Source organism: Thermoplasmata archaeon (genome assembly GCA_035632695.1).
Taxonomy (GTDB): Archaea; Thermoplasmatota; Thermoplasmata; order RBG-16-68-12; family RBG-16-68-12; genus RBG-16-68-12.
The window spans coordinates 1-18,255 of sequence record DASQGG010000178.1; the positions used below are offsets into that span (position 1 = coordinate 1).

The window sequence follows — 18,255 nt, forward strand, 5'->3', positions numbered from 1 at the left end:
GGCGACGGTCACGCCCACCCTGTTCCGGGTGTACCCGCCCCCCGGAATCACGGGGATCCACTACGCCGGGTCGTTTGCCGGCACCAAGTACGCGACCCTGCTCTCCACGCAGGAGATGTATGGGTACTGGATCAACGCGAAGAACGCGACCGCGACCGTGTTCCAGCTCAAGGGCACGCCGCGGACTCCCCTGGCCCCCGGCACGTACGATTCCGGTCTCCATTACTGGTGGGGAACGGACTTCTTTGGCGGAGACATCCTCACGGAATGGATCTACGGGACCCAGGTCGCGTTCGTCGTCGGGCTCCTCGCGGCCCTGTTCAGCGTGGGCATCGGCACCCTCGTCGGCGTGATCTCCGGGTACTACGGTAAGGTCGTCGACACCCTGCTCATGCGGACCACGGACGTCTTCCTCGTCCTCCCGTTCCTGCCGATCGTCCTCGTGCTCATCTCGATCACGGCCCCGAGCATTTGGATCATCATCATGGTCATCGCGATCTTGGGCTGGCCGGGCATCGCGCGGGTCATCCGCGCCCAGGTGCTCAGCCTCAAGGAGCGCCCGTTCGTGGACGCGGCCCGCGTCTCGGGGGCGTCGGACCTCCGCATGGTGTTCCTCCACATCGCCCCGAACGTCCTGCCGTTCAGCTTCCTGTACATGAGCCTCTCCGTGGGCGGCGCGATCATCACCGAGGCCGCGCTGAGCTTCCTGGGCTTCGGCGACCCCTCGGTGACGTCCTGGGGCGGGATGCTCTCGAACCTGCTCACGTTCAGCGGAGGCCTGTACGCGTACTGGTGGCTCCTGCCTCCGGGCCTCGGGATTACGTTCCTGTCCCTCGGTTTCTACCTGATCGGCCGAGGGTTCGACGAGATCATCAACCCGCGGTTGCGGAGGCGCTGAGCGTGTCGCTCGTCTCCGTCCGCAAGCTGCGGGTCTACTTCAAGGTCCAGAACGGCTGGGTTCGCGCGGTGGACGGCGTGGACCTGGACATCGACGAGGGCGAGACGGTCGGGCTCGTCGGGGAGAGCGGCTGCGGCAAGACGACCCTGGCGTACGCGATCACCCAGCTTCTCCCCTCGAACGCGTACATCCTCGGCGGCCAGGTGTTCTTCGAGGGTGCCGAGGTCCCCAACCCGTACCGATCCGAGTACTGGCGTCTCGCGGAGTCGCGCCTTCAGCAGCCGCTCGCCGATTTGAAGACGCGCGCCGCGCAGCAACCCCCCGAAGAGGCGCCCTCGGCCGAACTCAATCCTCTCGAGGAACAGGTCGCGGCCTTGGAACACCCGCTGTCCGACGCCTACCGACAGCATTTGGCCCCCGAGATCGAGGCCCTGAGGAAGAAGGTCGACGCCCTCACGGCGCGGTGGCAGGCGAACGACAAGACCGTGCGACGCCCGCTGCTCGAGGCGCAGAAGCGGCTCGCGGCCGCGATGCAGGAGGGCGACCTGATCGACATCACCCGGCTGAAGGACGGGCGGCTCCGGGAGTACCACCCGAAGCTGAACTCGATCCGGTGGAAGCAGATCTCCATGGTCTTCCAGGGCGCGATGAACGCCCTGAATCCCGTGTACACGGTGGGCGACCAGATCATAGAGGCGATCCAGACCCACGAGGACGTCGACGACGGGGAGGCCCATCAGCGCGTCGAGGAGCTCTACAGGCTCGTGGGGATCGCGACGGACCGGATCGACAGCTTCCCGCACGAGTACAGCGGCGGGATGAAGCAGCGGGCCATGATCGCGATGGCCCTCGCCCTGAACCCTAAGCTCGTGATCATGGACGAGCCCACGACCGCCCTGGACGTGATCACCGCGGCGAAGATCATGGACGAGGTCCTCCGCATCCAGAAGCAGCTCCATATGACGCTCGTCATCATCTCCCACGACATCTCGACGGTGGCGAAGGTCGCGGACCGGATCTGCGTCATGTACGCGGGCCAGCTCGTCGAGGAGAGTGCGTCCAAGCAGATCTTCTACCAGACGCTCCATCCCTACACGCAGGGTCTCCTCGGCGCGTTCCCGAGCGTCGAGGGGGACAAGCGTCGGCTCGAGGCGATCCCGGGCAACCCGCCCAGCCTCGTCACGCCTCCGGCCGGCTGTCGCTTCCACCCTCGATGCAAGTACGTGAAGGACATCTGCACGACGACGCAGCCGTCGTACTACGTGACCGCGGACAAGAGCCACCGCGCCCTCTGTCATTTCTCCTCGGACTTCGAGACGCAAGGGGGACTCGGGCGCCCATGACCGCTCCCCTCCCGCCGTCGGACGGCGGCGTCTCGGACCGCATCCCCGTCGTCGAAGGTGGGCCCATCATCCGGGTCGAGCACCTCAAGAAGTACTTTGAGCTCAAGCGGGGGTTCTTCCAGTCCCTACGCGGCGATGCCCCCGTCGTCCACGCGGTGGACGGGGTGAGCTTCACCCTGGACTCGGGCGAGATTCTCGGGCTCGTCGGGGAATCGGGCTGCGGCAAGACGACCACGGGGCGGCTCATCTCCCGCCTCGAGACGCCCACGGAGGGACGCATCCTGTTCCAGGGCGTAGACATCGGCGGCCTCGACGCGCGGGACATGTTCCTGTTCCGGCGCGAGCTCCAGATGATCTTCCAGGATCCCTACGAGTCCCTGAACCCACGCTACAGCGTGATGCGCGCGGTGTCGGAACCGCTCCTGATCCACCACGTGGGCGAGAGCCGCGAGGCCCGTGCCGAGCTCGTCGTCCGCGCGCTCGAGGACGCCGGCTTGCGACCCGGGACGGACTTCCTGGACCGGTTCCCCCACGAGCTCTCGGGCGGTCAGCGGCAGCGCGTGGCCGTCGCCCGGGCGATCGTCCTGAACCCCAAAGTGATCATCGCGGACGAGCCGGTCTCCATGCTCGACGTGTCGATTCGGGCGGGCGTGATGAACCTCATGCTCGAGCTCCGGGACAAGTATCACATCCCGTACGTCTTCATCACCCACGACATCGCCGTCGCCCGATACATGTCGGACCGGATCGCCGTGATGTACCTCGGGCGCGTGGTCGAGGAGGCCCCGACGGAGCAGATCATCGCCCACCCCACGCATCCGTACACCCGCGCTCTCCTGTCCGCCGTCCCCATCCCGGACCCCGAGCACGTGTATTCCGCGGTGCCGATCCGCGGGGAACTTCCGAGCCCGATTGACCTCCCGACGGGCTGCCGCTTCCACACCCGATGCATGCTCGCCCAGGGAATCTGCCAGGTGGCGCGGCCCCCCCAGGTGGAGGTCTCCCCCGGGCACCTTGTGGAGTGCCATTTCGCCGAGGACATCTACGAGGGTCGCCTCGTGGAGCCGGCGACGCCCGCCGAGCCCACCCCCCCGGCCGTCCCTCCGCCGACGCCGGGGAGCCCATGAAGAACCTCGCCCGTCTGCGACGCCCCGAGGCGTGGCCCTGGTGGCTCGTGGTCGCGCTGTTTGCGGTCCTCCTCGTCCTCATCGCCGCCTCCGTCGCGACCTTCGGGTCCGTCGCGGAGGCGCACGCCCGCACCACGCTCTCCGTGCGTTCCTCCGTGGTCTTCGGCGGCCTCTCGCCGCAGGGCGTGCTCCCCGACAACGGGACCATCGCCTTCACGATCTACTTCCACGTGGAGGACCCGACGAGCCGCGACCTCACGTTCTTCACGGTCGGATATCGGGTGTGGCTCGAGGACACGCCGGTGGAGGCCGGCGTGAAGGGGATCACCCGTACGCCAACGGACATCCCCGTGACGAACGCCTCCGGGAAGTACCAGTTCTTCCCGGTGTTCGACGGATCCAAGCAGACGGACCCGTTTCCCGTACCGGCGTACGGGAACGCGACGATGCCGTTCCCTCTGACCCTGACGCGAAGCTCGGACGCGGGCCGTTTCGCGGCGATCCAGAACATCACGGCGTACTCGGTAGCCCACCTCGGCGGTACGTCCTCCATGGTCTGGAACGTGTGGGTCCTCGTGAACTTGGACATCGGCGGCATTCCGGCGCCGTCGTCGCTCTCCCAGGCGGGGTACTTCACGGCGATCAGTCGCGTGCAGTTCACGGAAGGCGTAGACTACGGCGAGGGGGCGATCGTGCCTGGCCCGTAACTCGAGGCGGCGCCTCGAGCGGTTCGCGCGAGGGGTCATCCTCACTACGCTCCTGAGCCTCGACGTGGGCTACGTCCTCTTCCTGGCGGTCTTCCCCACGGTTTCGTTTCCCGCCTCCGGGGAAGCGCCTTTTCCGCTCGTGTTCCTGCTTCTCGCGGCGTCCGCGCTGGTGGCGGGGTTCGCCGCGGAGGACCTCCTCGTGGGGATCGGCGCGGCGGTCTTCTCCTTGTTCGGGGGCGTGCTCGTGGCGGGGCTCATGGGCCTCTCGCCGCTGGCCTCAGGGTTGTACCTCTTCGACCCGGGCTCCATGTTCGGCTTCCTCGTCCGCGACGGGTTCGTCTTCCTCGTCCTGGCGTTCACGATCAACCTGGTCGGCGTCGTCGTGGGCTACGGTCTGCGGGAGCGACTCATCGTGCAGCGGCCCCGTACCTTCGCGGAGTCCGTGGCGATGCATCGCAAGTGATTTAACGCGACGCCCCATCGTGGCCCCCGTGCTCGTCGCCGTCACGGGGACGCCCGGGACCGGGAAGACCTCCGCCTGCGACGTCCTCGCCCGGCGGGGCTACGCGGTCGTGGACCTGGATGACCTCGCCCGGAAGGGCGGGTACGTCGTGGGGCGGGACGAGGCGCGGCAGACGGATGAGGTAGACGTGGACGCCTTGCGGGAACACCTTCGCATTCCTTCCAAGGTCGCATTCCTCCGGTCCCACTACAGCCACCGCATGGACGTCGATCTTGCGATTGTCCTCCGGTGTCGTCCTTCCGTCCTCGGGAAGCGCCTGGAGGCCCGAGGCTGGCCGCCGGAGAAGGTCCGCGAGAACGTCGAGGCCGAGGCCATCGATGTGATCACCCAGGAGGCCGCCGAGCGCCTGCCGCGGGTCTACGAGGTGGACACCACGACGCTGAATTCGGACCAGACCGCCGACGCCGTCCTCGGTATCCTCCAAGGGCGGACGAAGGGCCGCGAGCTCGGCTCCGTCGACTGGAGCGAGGAGGTGCTCTCGTGGTACTAGATCGCTTCCGACCCGCGGCGGATCGATTGCTCGTGCCCCTGGCCTCCCACCTCGGGGGGGTGAACCCGAACACGATCTCTTGGATCGGCCTTCTCGCGGCGGGCGTGGCGGGCGTGGGCTTCTACGTCGGCGGCACGGGGTTCCTCGTGCTCTCCTTGGTCCTGATCGTCGCGAGCGCCTACTTGGACGCGCTGGACGGGAAGGTCGCCAAGATGTTCGGCAAGGCGTCCGCGCGCGGGGACTTCATCGACCATGTGTTCGACCGCTATGCGGACGTCTTCCTCCTAGGCGGCATCGCGTTCGGCGTGTACTGCCGTCTCTGGGTCGGATCGCTGGCCATCATCGGCGTTCTGCTCACGTCGTACATGGGGACCCAGGCCCAGGCCGTCGGGCAGGGTCGCCACTACGGGGGGCTCCTGGGGCGGGCGGACCGTCTCGTCCTCCTCTTCCTCGGAGGGTTGCTCCAGCTGGTGGCGGCCCCCTCGGGTGGCGTCCTCTGGGGCGTTGCGCCCGTGAGCTTCGGGCCACTCGAGTGGATCATGGTCCTGTTCGCAATCCTCGCGAACGCGACCGCGGTCCAACGGGCCGTGGGAATCTGGCGCGGCTTCGGCGGCGCTGCTAAGGGCCCGTAGGTCGCGAGCTGGACGAGCCTCGCACCGGCATCGCAGAGGCGCCGGGCCAAGTCCGTGACGCAGATGCGCAGATTCGAAGGGACGTCCCGGTTCCCTGAGAGGTACCCGCCCGTCGTCCCGTCCGGCCAAGAGGCTTTGCCAGGGAGCGCCGCGCTCACACGGCCGTGGCGGCGGTCTCACCCGGAGGCCGCCGTTCCCGCCCCTTAATCGTGTAGTACGACAGGGGGTGCTTGATGTGGAGGCAAAGGCGGTCCGGGCCCGGGCAAATGCCGTACGACTTCATCGTCGAGCATTCCGGCGGCGTGTATTCCGTGGCCGACGTCGTCCCCGTAATGTGGTCGATCTGGTACTTCGTCACGTCCGCGGCGAAGTCCGGGACGTCCCCGAAGACCCGGAAAATCTCCTCGTTGCCGAGGCCGATGTGGTGGAGGAAGGAGACGATCGCGAAGCGGCCCATGTGGGGCACGTTCTCGTGGTTCTGGATCTGGGCCAGGAGGTTGTACATGCACGGCGGGAAGCGGGTGATGCTCACCTTGCAGATGTCGTCCGCCTTGAACGTCGCCTTCTTCGCCTCCAGGAGCCCGTGAATCTCCCCGAGGTCGCGGCGGAAAATCGCTTCGATCGCATCGTTCACCGGGATGGGCAGACCCTCCTCGATGTGGCGTTCGATCGCGTTCCGCATGATCCGGAGGACCTTGGGCCGTAGCAGGTGCACGTAGCCCGCATCGAGCTTCTGGTTGATCAGCTTCCACGGCGGCTCCCGCATCGTGTTCGTGAAGCGCAGGAAGTCCGCGAAGTGCAGGCGGAACCCTCCGTCCTCCCGTCGGAGATCCAGCCCGAGCTCCGCGGCAAGATGGAGCACGAAGCTGTCCGCCTCCGTCTCCAGGCGCAGTTCGGCCGCCATGGCCTCATGGAGGGCGAACCGACGGATCAGGTAGTGGTCCGCGTTCGCGGACACGAGGATGCGCGCTACGGGGTACGCGAGGAGCTGCGCGAGCTGGTCCGCCATGTCGATCGCCACGCGTTCCGTGGGAGGTCCCTTCTCCAGCGCCTCGATCACCCGGGCCTTGCCAAGAACCCGCGCCCGGTCGAACGCGCTCTCCGACAGGAGGTCCTCGAGGGTGATCTTCTCCGCGCGGATATAGGCGGCCGCCTCCCGAAGGAAGGGGAACTTGGCGAGGCTCGCGAGTTCCACGGCCGGAGGAACGCGCCCGGGTGTTAAAAGGGCAACGAGGGGCACGGTGAAACCGGCCCGCCGGTCGGTCGGCTGCGTGCCACGCTGTGCATTTCCCGCATGCCAAATTCGAACGGTGCGGTAGAGTATGAACCCAAGGCTTACCCCGGCCCACCCTGGTGGTGCCGGCGAGGTCGAGACGCGTGAAGCTGTGGCAGTCGCTCTTTGCGATGATCTGGATCACGTTCGTGGAGTTCCTGCTGGTCATGGCAACCCATGTGCCGACGTTCACGTCTTGGGCCACCGTGTTGACCTACCTGCACGCGGCCCTCGGATTCGGAATCGTGCTGCTCGCGTTCAACAACTTCGCGGGCGTCCGGGGCACCACGATCGCCGGCCGCGTCAAGCGCACGGCTCAATCGACCTTCCAGCTTTCCATCCTCATGGCCGTGTTGGGTGTCATTCTCCTGTTCCCGGACTACTTGACCTGGTCCATTCCCCTGATCGGCGTCACCCTGTTCTATGCGATCGTGTTCGTCCACGTCGTGAACGCCTTCGCGATTATCACTCAGGCGGCCGCCGTGGCCATCGCGTACGACATGTGGGAGGACAAGGAGTTCGCCCAAGAGACCCAGGTAGGCGAGATCCCGCCCATGCCCACTCCGACGAAGCCCGAGTCCAAACCGTAGCGCGAAGGTCTTAGTAGGCTCGGGCCATCGGCTCCGCATCCATGACGGAGCGGAGCGGCTACTTCGCGGTGCACTCCCAGGGACTCGGCCACGCGAGCCGGTCCGTGGCCCTGGCCCGGGGCGTCCTGGAGCGTCGGCCCGACCTCTATTTCCTCTTCCTCGCGGGGTCGCCCGCCCTGGATCTGGTCGTCGCGAGTGGCTTCGACGCGCTTACGATGCCTCCTGCGCCCGACTTCCCCTCGGCGAACGGGGTCCTCGATCCCGTCTCCTGCTGGTACCGGGAGTACGCACGGTATCTGCGTGTCGCAGGCCGATTCATGCGCAAGGAGGGCGACTGGGACTACTATCGCTTCCTGATCTCGGACAGCGAGCTGGCCTCCGTACGGGAGGCGGTTCGCCACGGAGTACCGACCACCCTGATCGTGAACGAATTCGCCCGCGACTTCGCCCGCGATCCCGTGTCCCGGGGCTGGGAAGCCCTCGGGAACTTCTGGTTCTCCCGGCTCGCGCGGCGGATCGACCTGATCCTGGTCGCGGACCGCGGACCCGATTGGCCGAACGTTCGTCGGATCGGGCCTATCGTCCGGCCGCCGAGCGCCTCGCGGGAGCAGCTGCGGGAGGATCTTGTGTTCCGGAAGAAGACCATCCTCGTGACCGCAGGTGGCACCGCCATCGGCGAGTTCCTGCTGAAGACGGCAATGGAGGCGTTCCGCGACCTCCGACTCGAGGACACGTCCATGGTCGTCGTGAGCGGGCCTAAGATGAAGGTGGACCCCGCACCCGGCGTGTACACGTACGGGTTCGTGCCCAACCTGCAGGACTTCGTGTTCGCCGCGGACCTCGTGATCACGCTCGCCGGGAAGGGGACCGTCCACGAGGCACTCACATCCGGCACCCCCGTCATCGCGATCCCGCCCAAAGGCCACGCAGAGGCGGAGCGGAATGCGGCGGCCCTCGGCTACCACTTTGAGGACGTGTCGCGCCTTCGCACGCTGATCCCGGAGAAGCTCGCGCTCGGACGGCTGCCGCCGCACCCTAGTGGCAACGAAGACGCCGTGCGACTGCTCGCCGAGTTCTTGGACCGGGATTCCACAAAGGGCTAGCCCCGATGTCAGGCCAGCGTCGCGGGAGGGTCACACCGGTGTGCCTCGGTGCGACGATTGATTGATGCAGGCCTGACTAGCCTCGGTACGTCGGATGCTCCTTCTTCCCCCTCGCTTTCGTCTGCACCCAGACCGCCATCTGGTAGAGGAGCGACGAGAGCCGGTTCAGGTACCGGAGCAACTCCGGGTTCACCGGCTCCTTGTGTGCGAGGGCAACGACGCGTCGCTCCGCGCGGCGGGCTACGGTCCGGGCCCAGTGCAGGCGGGCCAGCGCCTCGGAGCCGCGGGGCAGGAGGAACTCGGTCACGGGGCCCACGTCGAACGCGGCCAGGGCGGATTCGAGATCGGCGACGTACTCCTTCGTGATCCGAGGCAACTTGGCCTCCCCGCGGCCCGTCGTCGCGAGTTCGGCGCCCACGGTGAATAGGTCGTCCTGGACCTTGCGGAGCGCGTCGCGGACCGCGCGGTTCCTCTGGACGGCCAGGGTCACGCCGAGGACCGCGTTGAGCTCATCCACCGCGCCCATGGCCTCCACCCGCGGGTCGTCCTTTGATATTCGTTCGGGCCCCAGGAGTCCCGTGGTCCCCTCGTCGCCGCTCCGCGTGAACAACGTGGGCATGGTCATCCCACCCAGGGGGCCGCGTCCTTGGGGGATGGCGGGCGCGGGAAGATCTCGGGATGGAGGATGTGGGCTAGGATCTCGATGCCGTCCACGAGCCTCGGTCCGGGCCGGCTGAAGTACGCGGATCCGTCGGCGACCCAGACGCGGTCCTTCCGAGCCGCGGGGAGATCGCGCCACCAGGACTGCGCCGCGAGTGCGGTGGCCTCCGTCCGCGCGCGGTCGAGATGGAAGCCGCAGGGCATCAGGATGGCGACCTCTGGGGCGGCGAGGAGGAGTTCCTTCGGCTCGATCCGCCGCGACGGCTCGCCGGACTTCACCAGCGCATCCGCGCCTCCCGCGATATCCACCATCTCGGGCACCCAGTGGCCCGCCAGGAAGAGGGGATCGACCCACTCGATGCACACCGTGCTCGGCCGTGCCGAAGCCTGGGCGGCGAGGAAGCCCACCCGCTCGATCCGCTCCCTGAGCTCCTCGACCACGTTCTTCGCGGTCCCCGCGGCCCCGCAGGCGGCTCCGACCCGCTGGATGTCCTCGAGGACGTCCTTGAGGGAGTGGGGGTCCAACGCGAGGATTCGGGGTTTCTTCGCCAAGCGTGCGGCGACCGAGCGGACGTCGCTCACGGATGGCGCACACACCTCACAAAGCCCCTGGGTCAGGATCACGTCGGGCGCGGCCTGCCGCATCCCCTCCTCGTCGATCTCGTAAAGGGGGTCACCGCGCGCGAGCGCCGTTCCGACCCGCTGGCTGATGTCCGCACTCGTGGAACGGTCCGTGTCCACGCGGGCGCGGCTCAGCGCCGGTCGGTCTCGCGCCGTGGGCGGGTAGTCGCACTCGGGCGACACGCCGACGAGATCGCCGTCCAGGTCGAGCGCGAAGCAGATCTCCGTCGCCGCGGGCAGGAGGGACACGATGCGCATGCGGGTCAGGGACCACGAAGGTTCCTCCGGCTCTTAACGCTTGTTCAGCGCCGATGCCCGCATGGTCCGGGAACCCTTGGACCGCGCGGTCTCAGACCCGGATTCGTCGGAACGCCAACACCGCGACGATGAACATGGCCAGGGCCTCGACCGCCAGGATCGTCAGCTCCAGGGAGACCAACGGCGTGAGGGCGTCGAAGATTCCCGCGCGGAAGACGTCCGTGGTGTAGGTGAGGGGATTCCCAAGGCTCACGATCTGGATCGCCAGAGGGGCGGAACCCGTGGGGAAGAACACGGAGGAGGTGAAGAGGAAGATGAAGAAGGCGAAGGTCGAGACCACCTGGAACGTCTCGGAGGACCTCAGCGCCACGGACACCGTGATCGCGAACGATCCGAAGAACACGGTCCCAAGGAAGAGGGCTGCCGCGATGAAGATCTGTCCCTGGATGGTCAACGCGATTGCGGCGCCGACAACCGGGAACGCGAAGGCGAAGACGAGGAGCGAACCCACGACACCGATGATCAGGGTCGCGAGGATGATGCTCAGGATGTATTGAGCTCGCGTGAGCGGCGCCATGAGGAGTTGCTCGAACATGCCGTTCTTCCGGTCGAACCAGAGCTGCGTGCCCGCATTCGTGCCGCCGTTGATGACCGTCAACGTCACCGCGCCGGTGGCGAGGTACTCGGCGTACCCAACGACCTTCCCCCCGAGGTTGAGCGTGAGCCCCGTTCCTCCAATCGCAGGCCCCTGGACGAAGATGAAGAACAGAGGGAAGATGAGCTCGAAGAACAGGGATGCGCGGTCGAGGTTCGCTCGAAGGTTGCGGTACACGAGCCGCACGTAGATGTTCATCCTAGGCACTCCCGGGGCCCGCATCGACGTTGTGGTTGTCCGTGACGAGGTTGATGAACGCGTCCTCGAGCGTCGTTTCCGCGATGTAGATGGAGGACACGGTCAGCTGGAACCGCTCCGCGAGGCGGTAGATTCCCGGGATGACGGACTCCGGCGTGCTCGTGGTCACCCGGTAGGCGCCCGTGCTCTCATCTTGGACCTGGTGCGTTACGCCGTCCAGTGTGGCAAGCGCGGCGGCCATTTCCCGGGAGTGGCCCTGGAGGAGCTTGAACTCGACCGCCTTGGCGCTCCCGAACCGGCGCTTCAGGTTCTCCGGCGTGTCCACCTCCACGATTCTCCCTTGGTTGATGACCGCGATCCGGTCACACAGGTATTCCGCCTCCTCGAGCACGTGGGTCGTGAAGAATATGGTGAGGCCTTGCTTGACCCGGTCCTTGAGGTAGTCGAGGACCGCGCGCCGGACGATCGGGTCCAGGCCGACCGTGGGCTCATCCAGGAACAGGAGATCCATGTCGTGGATGAACTCCCGGGCAACCTGGAGTCGACGCCGTTGTCCTGCGGAAAGGTCGACGGTCGGCTTCTTGCGGAACTCCTCCATGTCGAACCGCGCGATGAGCTCCTCGATCCGGCGTTTCCGCTCCGGCTTCGGGACGTCCCAGATGAGCCCGTAGATGTCCATGCTCGTCTCGACGTTCAGCCCCTGATCGAAACTGTCCTGCTGCTGGACCACGCCGATCCGAGCTCGGATCTTGCGGCCTTCCATAGCCAAATCGTGGCCCAGAATCGTCGCTCGCCCCGAGGTCGGCGGGAGGAGTGTGGTGAGCATCTTGATCGTCGTGGTCTTCCCCGCGCCATTCGGACCCAGGAAGCCGAAGACCTCCGCCCGGCGGATCTCGAAGCTGATCCGGTCGACGGCGGCCTTGTCGCCGAAGTACCGGGACAGTTCCTCGACCCGGACCGCGATCCCGTCGTCGTTCACGTGCTATTCCTCCGTCCGCCTGGTCTGACCGAGCCCGAAGGCATACCTGCGGGAGTATTTAGGTCTCCCTAATGAGAACGGAAGAGGGGGTAGAGACGCGAGCTCTACCCGGAGATCGAGGGTGCGATGCGCTCGAATCGCTTCGTGTCGACTCGGACGACCCCGTGCTCGATGATGTTCTTGCCGCCGTTCAGGTCTTCAATCGCTTTCGTCGTCAGAGCCAGAGCCTCCTCGAGACTCAGGTCCGGACGGTAACCCTTGTGAACCGTCTCAAGGGCATCATCCGCACCCTGGCCGATGGCGAAGCCGGAGCCTCGGAACGTCGTGCCGCTGGGGTCGACCTGGACCAGCTGGATGCCCAATTCATCCACGCCGGCCAGAATGATCGACGCACCGAGCGGTCGCACCGCGTACATGGTGAGCTGGTGCAGGTACTCGGAGAGATGGCGCGAGAGCGTGCCCACATCGATCGGGTTGTCGTACACGAGGCGGTGTTTCTGCGCCTCCACCCGGAGCTCGTCGATGAGCGTGGTCACGTCCCCGATGTAGCCGCTGCCCGTCGCGCCGATGTGGTCGTCCAGGACGAAGACCTTCTCTGCCGCTTCGAGGAGAGGCCGCGTGGGCTTGACCTGGCTCGAGAGCAGGGCGAAATCCTTGCCCTTCAGACCGATCGTCGTGGAGCCGCGGGAGACGGCCTGGAGGGCGTAGTCCACCTGGACCAGGCGGCCCTCGGGCGAGTAGAAGAAGGGCAGGCGTCCCATTTCCGCCGCCATCTCAGTTCGCCTCCCCGTGCCAACGTCCGTTCGGGACGACGAGGACGTCGACGCCATTCCCGCTGCCCGGGTCGCGCTCCATGGCCGCGCGGACCGCGGCCTCCGCAAGCTTGCCCGCGTCCTCCAGGGCGATGTCCTTGCGGTAGCCCTGCTCGAGCACGCCGTAGGCGATCGGCGAGCCGCTCCCCGAGGACATGAAGTCCTCCGAGGTCACGGCGCCGCTCATGTCGCTCGTGTAGACGTGGGCGCCTTCCTTGTCCACGCCCGCGACGACGAGTTCGACGTAGAACGGGCTGTAGGACTTCATTCCGTTGTACACGATGTTCGAGATGAGCTTCGCGCTCTCGCGCACGCTGAGCGGGTAGCCGCGCCGCAGGGCGAGCAGCCTCCGTTCCGCCTTCGCGAGGTTCACGAGGTACTCCGCATCGGACATCTGTCCGGCGATGGCGACGGCCGTCGTGTCGTCCAAGGCGAAGAGCTTCTGGACCACCTTGGATCCGACGAAGAACCCCTTGGACGCACGCTTGTCCGCCGCCAGGACGACGCCGTCCTTGCTGCGTATGCCAACCGTGGTGGTCATGTGTTGACCTCGGAGGGACCATGGCGGCGGTGGAGTAAGTTGACTCGAAGGGGGACGGCCCAGTCACAAAGAATGGGTTAGGCCACGAGCGCGCCGTAGCCCCGGGAGACCTCGCTCGCGATTTGCCGGAACAGGAGGTGTCCGAGTCGCGTGGCCTCGTCGAGGCGCTCGTGGGAAACGACGTTCGCGGTAATCGTGAGTTGTCCCGCGTGGATGCGGACGTCGAGCTGGATGGATTCGTCTTCCAGCGCCCACGAGAGGCGGAGTTCCTCGGTGGATTCGACTACGCCGTACCACCGCAGCGGCCCGATCCAGGATCCGCGGAGGGAGGCAACGAGGGCTCGTGCATCGACATCCGCCGGCAGGTACGTCTGGAGGATGGTCGCCGCCGGGCGGTCCGAGGTCCACTCCCTCGGGCTGAAGATCGCCATCGCCCGCGATGTCACGCGGTACCCGACCTCGGTCTTCTGGACCAGGTCGTCCTCCGCGAGCCGATGCAAGGCCCGAGAGAGCTGCTCGGGATGGATGCCGAGACGGCGCCGAATCCCCTGGAACGCGACCTGGGCGGCGGGATCCTTCGACAGGAACTCGAGAACCTCGCGGTCGTGCTCCCGCAGGTCTTGGAGGCCATCCTGGCTCCGAGCGTCCACGGCGGTGGGGACCATCTGGCGCCTATCACGACGGACCTTTCACATAAAGCTGAGGCCGTCCGCCACGGCAGTTGGGAATCATCGTCCCGTCAGTCGTCGACATCCTCGGCTTTCGTGGGCTCAGGCTTCTTCCCCTTGTCCTCGACGTGCACGCGCTGCAGCGGACCCGGGGCCCACCAGTTCCCCTTCCCGGCGAGGACCATAATCGCGGGCACGAGGTAGATCCGCACCACCATGGAGTCCAGCAGGATCGCGAAGGCCAACGCGAAGCCGATCTCCTGGAGGAACGGCGAGGGGTTCAGCATGAGGGTCGCGAACGCGCCCGCCATGACGATGCCGCACGCGGAGATGATGCCGCCCGTCCGCGTGGTCGCCTCCGCGATCGCCTCGGCGTCCTTCTTCCCGTGGGCGACCTCCTCGCGGATCCGGGTGATGATGAAGATGTCGTAGTCCATCCCGAGGCCCATGGCCATGACGAAGAGCGCGAGGGGCAGGATGAAGATGATGTCGTAGCCCTTCCACACGTGGAACACGAGGATGGTCAAGGCGAGCGTCCACGACACGCTCAGGAGGATCGTCAGGATGGCGCGGACCGGGATCAGGACAGAGCCCAGCACGAACAGGAGGACGAGGAAGAGGCCCGCGATGACCACGAGCGCCATGATCATCAGGTCGCGGTTCATGTTGGACCGCACGTCGCTCAGGACGGGGGTCACACCGCCGAGATAGATCTGGGCGGACGCGAGCGCCGAGTCCGACAATTGGATGGTCGTGATGTCGGTTCGCATGCGGTCGACCGCGTTGATCGCCGCGAGGGAGAACGGCGGGTCCGTGAACACGAGCACGATCCGCACGGTCCGGTTGTCTTTGCCGATGTATGGCCGGATTTGCGTGTCCACGAGCTTCCGTTCCGACTCGGGCATCGAGGAGAGATTCCGGTAGTCCACAGCACTCCCTTGCGGGTTCGTCGGGCCCTCGGTGCTCTTGAGGCCGGACTCCATGGCTAGAAGGCGGGACGAGAGGCTCGCCACGGCACCCATCTCCATGACGGACACGTTTCCGTCCGGCAGGAGCACGGGATTCGGGAACTGCAGGACCACGTAGGACGGGTAGACCACGCCGTACCCGAATGCCTGGCTGATTGCGTCGATCCCCTGGCTCGATTCCGTCGTGGGCGAGCCCTGGCTGAAGTCGTACGTCGGCTGGTCTGTCAGGACAATGTACGTGGCGGGCAGCGTAATCAGGATCGCGACGACGAGGAGGACCTTGGCGCGCTTCATGGAGCCCGTGGCCGCACGGTGGAAGTAGCGTTCCGTGCGGGTGAGCTGCCCCTTCGGACGCGGGCGCGCAAGGGTCTTCCCGGAGGGCCAGAAGATCCGCTTGTTCAGAAGGCTCACCGCGGCGGGGATGAACGTGAGGGAGATGCCCAGGGAGATGGTCACCGCGAAACCCAGGGTGAGGCCTAGCGTGCGCATGAGCGGGAACGAGCCTAGAGAGAGCGCCGCGAAGGAGATGAGCACCGCGCCGCCGCTTGTCGCCACGGACTCCCCCGCCCAGATCACCGCGTTCCGCACGGCCTCCTCGTGCGGCCGTCCCGAGTGGATCTCGTCCCGGTACCGGGAGACGAGGAAGATGCTGTAGTCCGTGCCGACGGCCAGGATGACCGTCTCGAGGATTGCGGTCACGGTGAAGTCGATGTTGAACAGGTAGACCGCGACCAGGTACACGAACAGGTTCGCGATGAAGATCGCGATTCCGATGGTCAGCAGCGGGAACGCGGGCGCCACCGCGGACCGGAAGTAGAGGCCCAGGAGGAGGATCACGAGGGCGACGGTCACGAAGAGCTCGGAGCCCCCTCCGAAGATGTGCTCCTGGTCGATGCTGATCGGCGCGCTCCCGGTCACGTAGGTCCGCGCCTGCGCCCCGTACGCGGACTTGAGGCGCGTCAGGATGTCTCGCAGCGTGGCGACCGCGTCCGCGATGGGCTGCGCCTTGTTCGCGTCGGTGTACCGTGCATCCTTCGAGAACGCGTAGTTCACGAGCTCGATGCGGTGGTCCGCGCTGATGTAGAACCGAGTCACGTTGAACGGCGGTGTCAGCGGAGTCTGCAGGACGCCGTAGGTCAGAACTTCCTGCTCCGCGAAGGCGTGCAACTCGGCGTCCGTCGCGTTGGCGGGAACCTGGGCATCCAAGTCGCGGAAGAACGGGAGGCTCGCGAGGCCCGCGGGCGGGAAGACGGAGAGGGCCGTGTCCCGCACCAGGGTGGCGTTCAGGAAGTTCACGAAGTTGAAGGTGCGGAGGAGGCCGAGCTGGAACGTGTTCTGACTCGCGTCGAACAGCGAGGTGGAGTTCAGGAACACGGGCACGGCCCGGTCGAGCGCGAACGTAGCGCGGTCCTGCGGCCCCAGGGAGGGCGCGGTCGTGAAGGAGGACCGCCAGGCCGGATACCACGCGGACAGGTAGCCGAGGGCCCACGGAGCCGCGGCCGCGGGGAACGTCGTGTTCACGTAGTCCGAGGTCGCGCGGAATGCGGTGTCGTTCGCGGATCCGCCAGGGGTCTGGATCCACGTGCCGACGAAGTAGAGGGGGACGCCCCAATAGATGCCCGCGGCGGACTCCGTGAACTGGACCTGGAGGTGGACGAGCCCATGGAAGCGGGAGGCTAGCGCGTATGCGTAGCTCTCGTACACGTCGTACACGGACGCATTCGCAGGATCCGACAGGAACCGGATGGGCCGGTCCAAGGTGAGATTCCCGCCGATCCGCAGCGGGACCGTCGCGCTCCCGCCCGACGTGAGGTTCGACGAGACCTCCACGGCTCGCTGCAGGTCGAACACGAACCAGCGGTAGTACTCCGTGGTCGTGTCGTTCGCCACGAGGACCACGGTGGCCGTGCTGTTCGCGAGGGTCCCGGGGAACTGGGAGTCGATGATGTTCTGGGCCACGGAGGATTCCGTGTCCTTCGGGAGGAGCTCCGTCTGGTTGTACGACACGACGTTCGACACGGGCCAAATCTGGTTCGCGACGAGCGCGCCCGCGAAGACGAGCACCCAGAGCAGGACCAGGAGGCGGTAGTGTCTCGTGACCAGTCTGCCGATCCATCGGAAGACGGCATACCCTTCCTCCGAGGATCTCCGCATGCGCCGTCCTCCCCGCGTCGGTCCGACGCTCGCTCAGATCGTGAGCCGGCCGCCGTCCACGACCGTCTTCCTGCCGATCTTCACGGTCGCCTGGCTCAGGCGGGCGCTATGGGAGAAGCCCGACTTGTTCTTGCCACCCCACTCCGTGTTGTCTCCGATGGAGATCTCGACCCCGCCCGCGACGAGGTCGTCCTGTAGGAACCCGTACTTCATGGCGGGGTTGATGCCGATGCCGAGGGCGCCGATTCGATCCTTGTCGCCCGTCGCCTTCTCGTAGTTGGCCCGGATGGCCTCTCCGCCCTCCGTGGCCGTCCACGATCCCTTGCCGTCGTGGAACTCGAATCGGACGCCCCGGGACAGGGTGCCCAGGTAGGGTATGGGCAGGTCCCCGACCACGGTGCCCTCCGCCGACGCCTCGTCCGGGGCGACGTAGGACGAACCCGGGGGCACGCCGACCATGAACTCGCCCTCCTTGCGGTCCTGGGCGTCCACGATGCCGTCGTCGCAGCGCGCGGCGCGGCCCTTGAGGCGGAAGGCCAGGTCGGTCCCGTTGGGTGCGGTCACGCTCACGTTCGCATCCTGGGAGAGCAGAGCCGCAAGGCGCTTCCCGCGCCGTGAGATCGCACCGAAGTCCGCTCCGCCCGCCTCGAGGAGCATGGCCCGCCACGCCGCGTAGTCGAAGCCGTACGCCTGCGCGCGCTCAGGCGAACAGTATCCCAGGAGAACCCGCGCGCCCCGGAGACCGGCTTTCCGCCCGCGGCGGTACCACTCCGAGTTGTACGCCGTCGCAGCGCCCATCTTGGCCATGTTGCGGCGGTAGCGGACGATGTCCGCCGGGCCGGGGAGGAAGATGTAGGCGTCGGCCTCGGCGAGGGCCGCCCATTCTGCCTTGGGCACCTGGCCCAACTTGGCGGGGGGAAGGGTCTCGACGGACCGCCAGTGGGTGCCCTCGTCCTCGAACAGGAACATGGGCTTCGCGCCCGCGGCCCGGAGCTGGTAGATGAAGTCCCGGGCCGCGTCGAGCCCATGGTTCCACGATTCCACGATGACGCCTT

19 protein-coding genes are annotated in these 18,255 nt (G+C 66.7%); 9 read left to right on the forward strand and 10 right to left on the reverse strand.

Annotation, left to right across the window (positions count from 1 at the left end; all coding sequences use genetic code 11):
• The 7 genes from VEY12_11240 to VEY12_11270 all read left to right on the forward strand — a co-directional run.
• Nucleotides 1-898 (forward strand): ABC transporter permease (locus VEY12_11240; protein ID HYM40693.1); only part of this gene is annotated, 898 nt, incomplete at its 5' end.
• 2 nt (nt 899-900) lie between these two features.
• A complete protein-coding gene (locus VEY12_11245) occupies nt 901-2,241 on the forward strand; it encodes an ABC transporter ATP-binding protein (protein HYM40694.1) in 1,341 nt (446 codons plus the stop codon).
• Nucleotides 2,238-3,368, forward strand: coding sequence for an ABC transporter ATP-binding protein (locus VEY12_11250; protein ID HYM40695.1), 1,131 nt, complete (start codon nt 2,238-2,240; stop codon nt 3,366-3,368). The genes VEY12_11245 and VEY12_11250 overlap by 4 nt, the downstream gene beginning before the upstream one ends.
• Nucleotides 3,365-4,075 (forward strand): hypothetical protein, encoded by a 711-nt coding sequence (locus VEY12_11255; GenBank protein ID HYM40696.1) that lies wholly within the window; start codon nt 3,365-3,367, stop codon nt 4,073-4,075. The genes VEY12_11250 and VEY12_11255 overlap by 4 nt, the downstream gene beginning before the upstream one ends.
• Before the next feature lie 64 nt (nt 4,076-4,139).
• Entirely contained in the window at nt 4,140-4,538 is a 399-nt protein-coding gene (locus tag VEY12_11260; protein ID HYM40697.1) for a hypothetical protein, read from the forward strand.
• A gap of 28 nt (nt 4,539-4,566) precedes the next feature.
• Entirely contained in the window at nt 4,567-5,088 is a 522-nt protein-coding gene (locus VEY12_11265; protein ID HYM40698.1) for an adenylate kinase family protein, read from the forward strand.
• A complete protein-coding gene (locus VEY12_11270) occupies nt 5,079-5,720 on the forward strand; it encodes a CDP-alcohol phosphatidyltransferase family protein (protein ID HYM40699.1) in 642 nt (213 codons plus the stop codon). The genes VEY12_11265 and VEY12_11270 overlap by 10 nt, the downstream gene beginning before the upstream one ends.
• Before the next feature lie 154 nt (nt 5,721-5,874).
• Here VEY12_11270 and VEY12_11275 read toward each other — a convergent pair whose 3' ends face one another.
• Nucleotides 5,875-6,915: a DNA primase large subunit PriL gene (locus tag VEY12_11275; protein ID HYM40700.1), complete on the reverse strand. Its 1,041-nt coding sequence runs from the start codon at nt 6,913-6,915 to the stop codon at nt 5,875-5,877.
• Nucleotides 6,916-7,097: 182 nt separating this feature from the next.
• Here VEY12_11275 and VEY12_11280 point away from each other — a divergent pair, with 182 nt between their 5' ends.
• Together VEY12_11280 and VEY12_11285 are read left to right on the forward strand one after the other, a co-directional pair.
• A complete protein-coding gene (locus tag VEY12_11280) occupies nt 7,098-7,583 on the forward strand; it encodes a hypothetical protein (GenBank protein ID HYM40701.1) in 486 nt (161 codons plus the stop codon).
• A 41-nt stretch (nt 7,584-7,624) separates the two neighbouring features.
• Complete coding sequence (locus tag VEY12_11285; GenBank protein HYM40702.1) at nt 7,625-8,686, forward strand: glycosyltransferase; 1,062 nt, start codon at nt 7,625-7,627, stop codon at nt 8,684-8,686.
• A gap of 76 nt (nt 8,687-8,762) precedes the next feature.
• Here the strand turns inward: VEY12_11285 and VEY12_11290 are convergent, their stop codons facing one another.
• The 9 genes from VEY12_11290 to VEY12_11330 form a co-directional block, all read right to left on the reverse strand.
• Nucleotides 8,763-9,305 carry a cob(I)yrinic acid a,c-diamide adenosyltransferase gene (locus VEY12_11290; protein ID HYM40703.1) on the reverse strand — a complete coding sequence of 181 codons (543 nt, stop codon included), beginning with the start codon at nt 9,303-9,305 and terminating at the stop codon, nt 8,763-8,765.
• Nucleotides 9,306-9,307: 2 nt separating this feature from the next.
• Nucleotides 9,308-10,225 carry an ABC transporter substrate-binding protein gene (locus VEY12_11295; protein HYM40704.1) on the reverse strand — a complete coding sequence of 306 codons (918 nt, stop codon included), beginning with the start codon at nt 10,223-10,225 and terminating at the stop codon, nt 9,308-9,310.
• Between the two features lie 91 nt (nt 10,226-10,316).
• The gene (locus VEY12_11300) at nt 10,317-11,078 is read right to left on the reverse strand and encodes an ABC transporter permease (GenBank protein HYM40705.1); all 762 of its coding nucleotides are present in this window, start codon (nt 11,076-11,078) and stop codon (nt 10,317-10,319) included.
• A gap of 1 nt (nt 11,079) precedes the next feature.
• Nucleotides 11,080-12,057, reverse strand: a complete 978-nt coding sequence (locus VEY12_11305; GenBank protein ID HYM40706.1) for an ABC transporter ATP-binding protein — start codon at nt 12,055-12,057, stop codon at nt 11,080-11,082.
• Nucleotides 12,058-12,161: 104 nt separating this feature from the next.
• Nucleotides 12,162-12,830 carry a proteasome subunit alpha gene (locus tag VEY12_11310; GenBank protein ID HYM40707.1) on the reverse strand — a complete coding sequence of 223 codons (669 nt, stop codon included), beginning with the start codon at nt 12,828-12,830 and terminating at the stop codon, nt 12,162-12,164.
• Nucleotide 12,831: 1 nt separating this feature from the next.
• A complete protein-coding gene (locus tag VEY12_11315; GenBank protein ID HYM40708.1) occupies nt 12,832-13,410 on the reverse strand; it encodes a proteasome subunit beta in 579 nt (192 codons plus the stop codon).
• Nucleotides 13,411-13,487: 77 nt separating this feature from the next.
• On the reverse strand, nt 13,488-14,075 hold the full coding sequence (locus VEY12_11320; protein HYM40709.1) for a hypothetical protein: 588 nt from the start codon (nt 14,073-14,075) through the stop codon (nt 13,488-13,490).
• A 74-nt stretch (nt 14,076-14,149) separates the two neighbouring features.
• Complete coding sequence (locus VEY12_11325) at nt 14,150-17,200, reverse strand: MMPL family transporter (protein ID HYM40710.1); 3,051 nt, start codon at nt 17,198-17,200, stop codon at nt 14,150-14,152.
• Between the two features lie 33 nt (nt 17,201-17,233).
• Nucleotides 17,234-18,255: aminopeptidase (locus tag VEY12_11330; GenBank protein ID HYM40711.1), on the reverse strand; the 1,022-nt coding region annotated here is incomplete at its 5' end.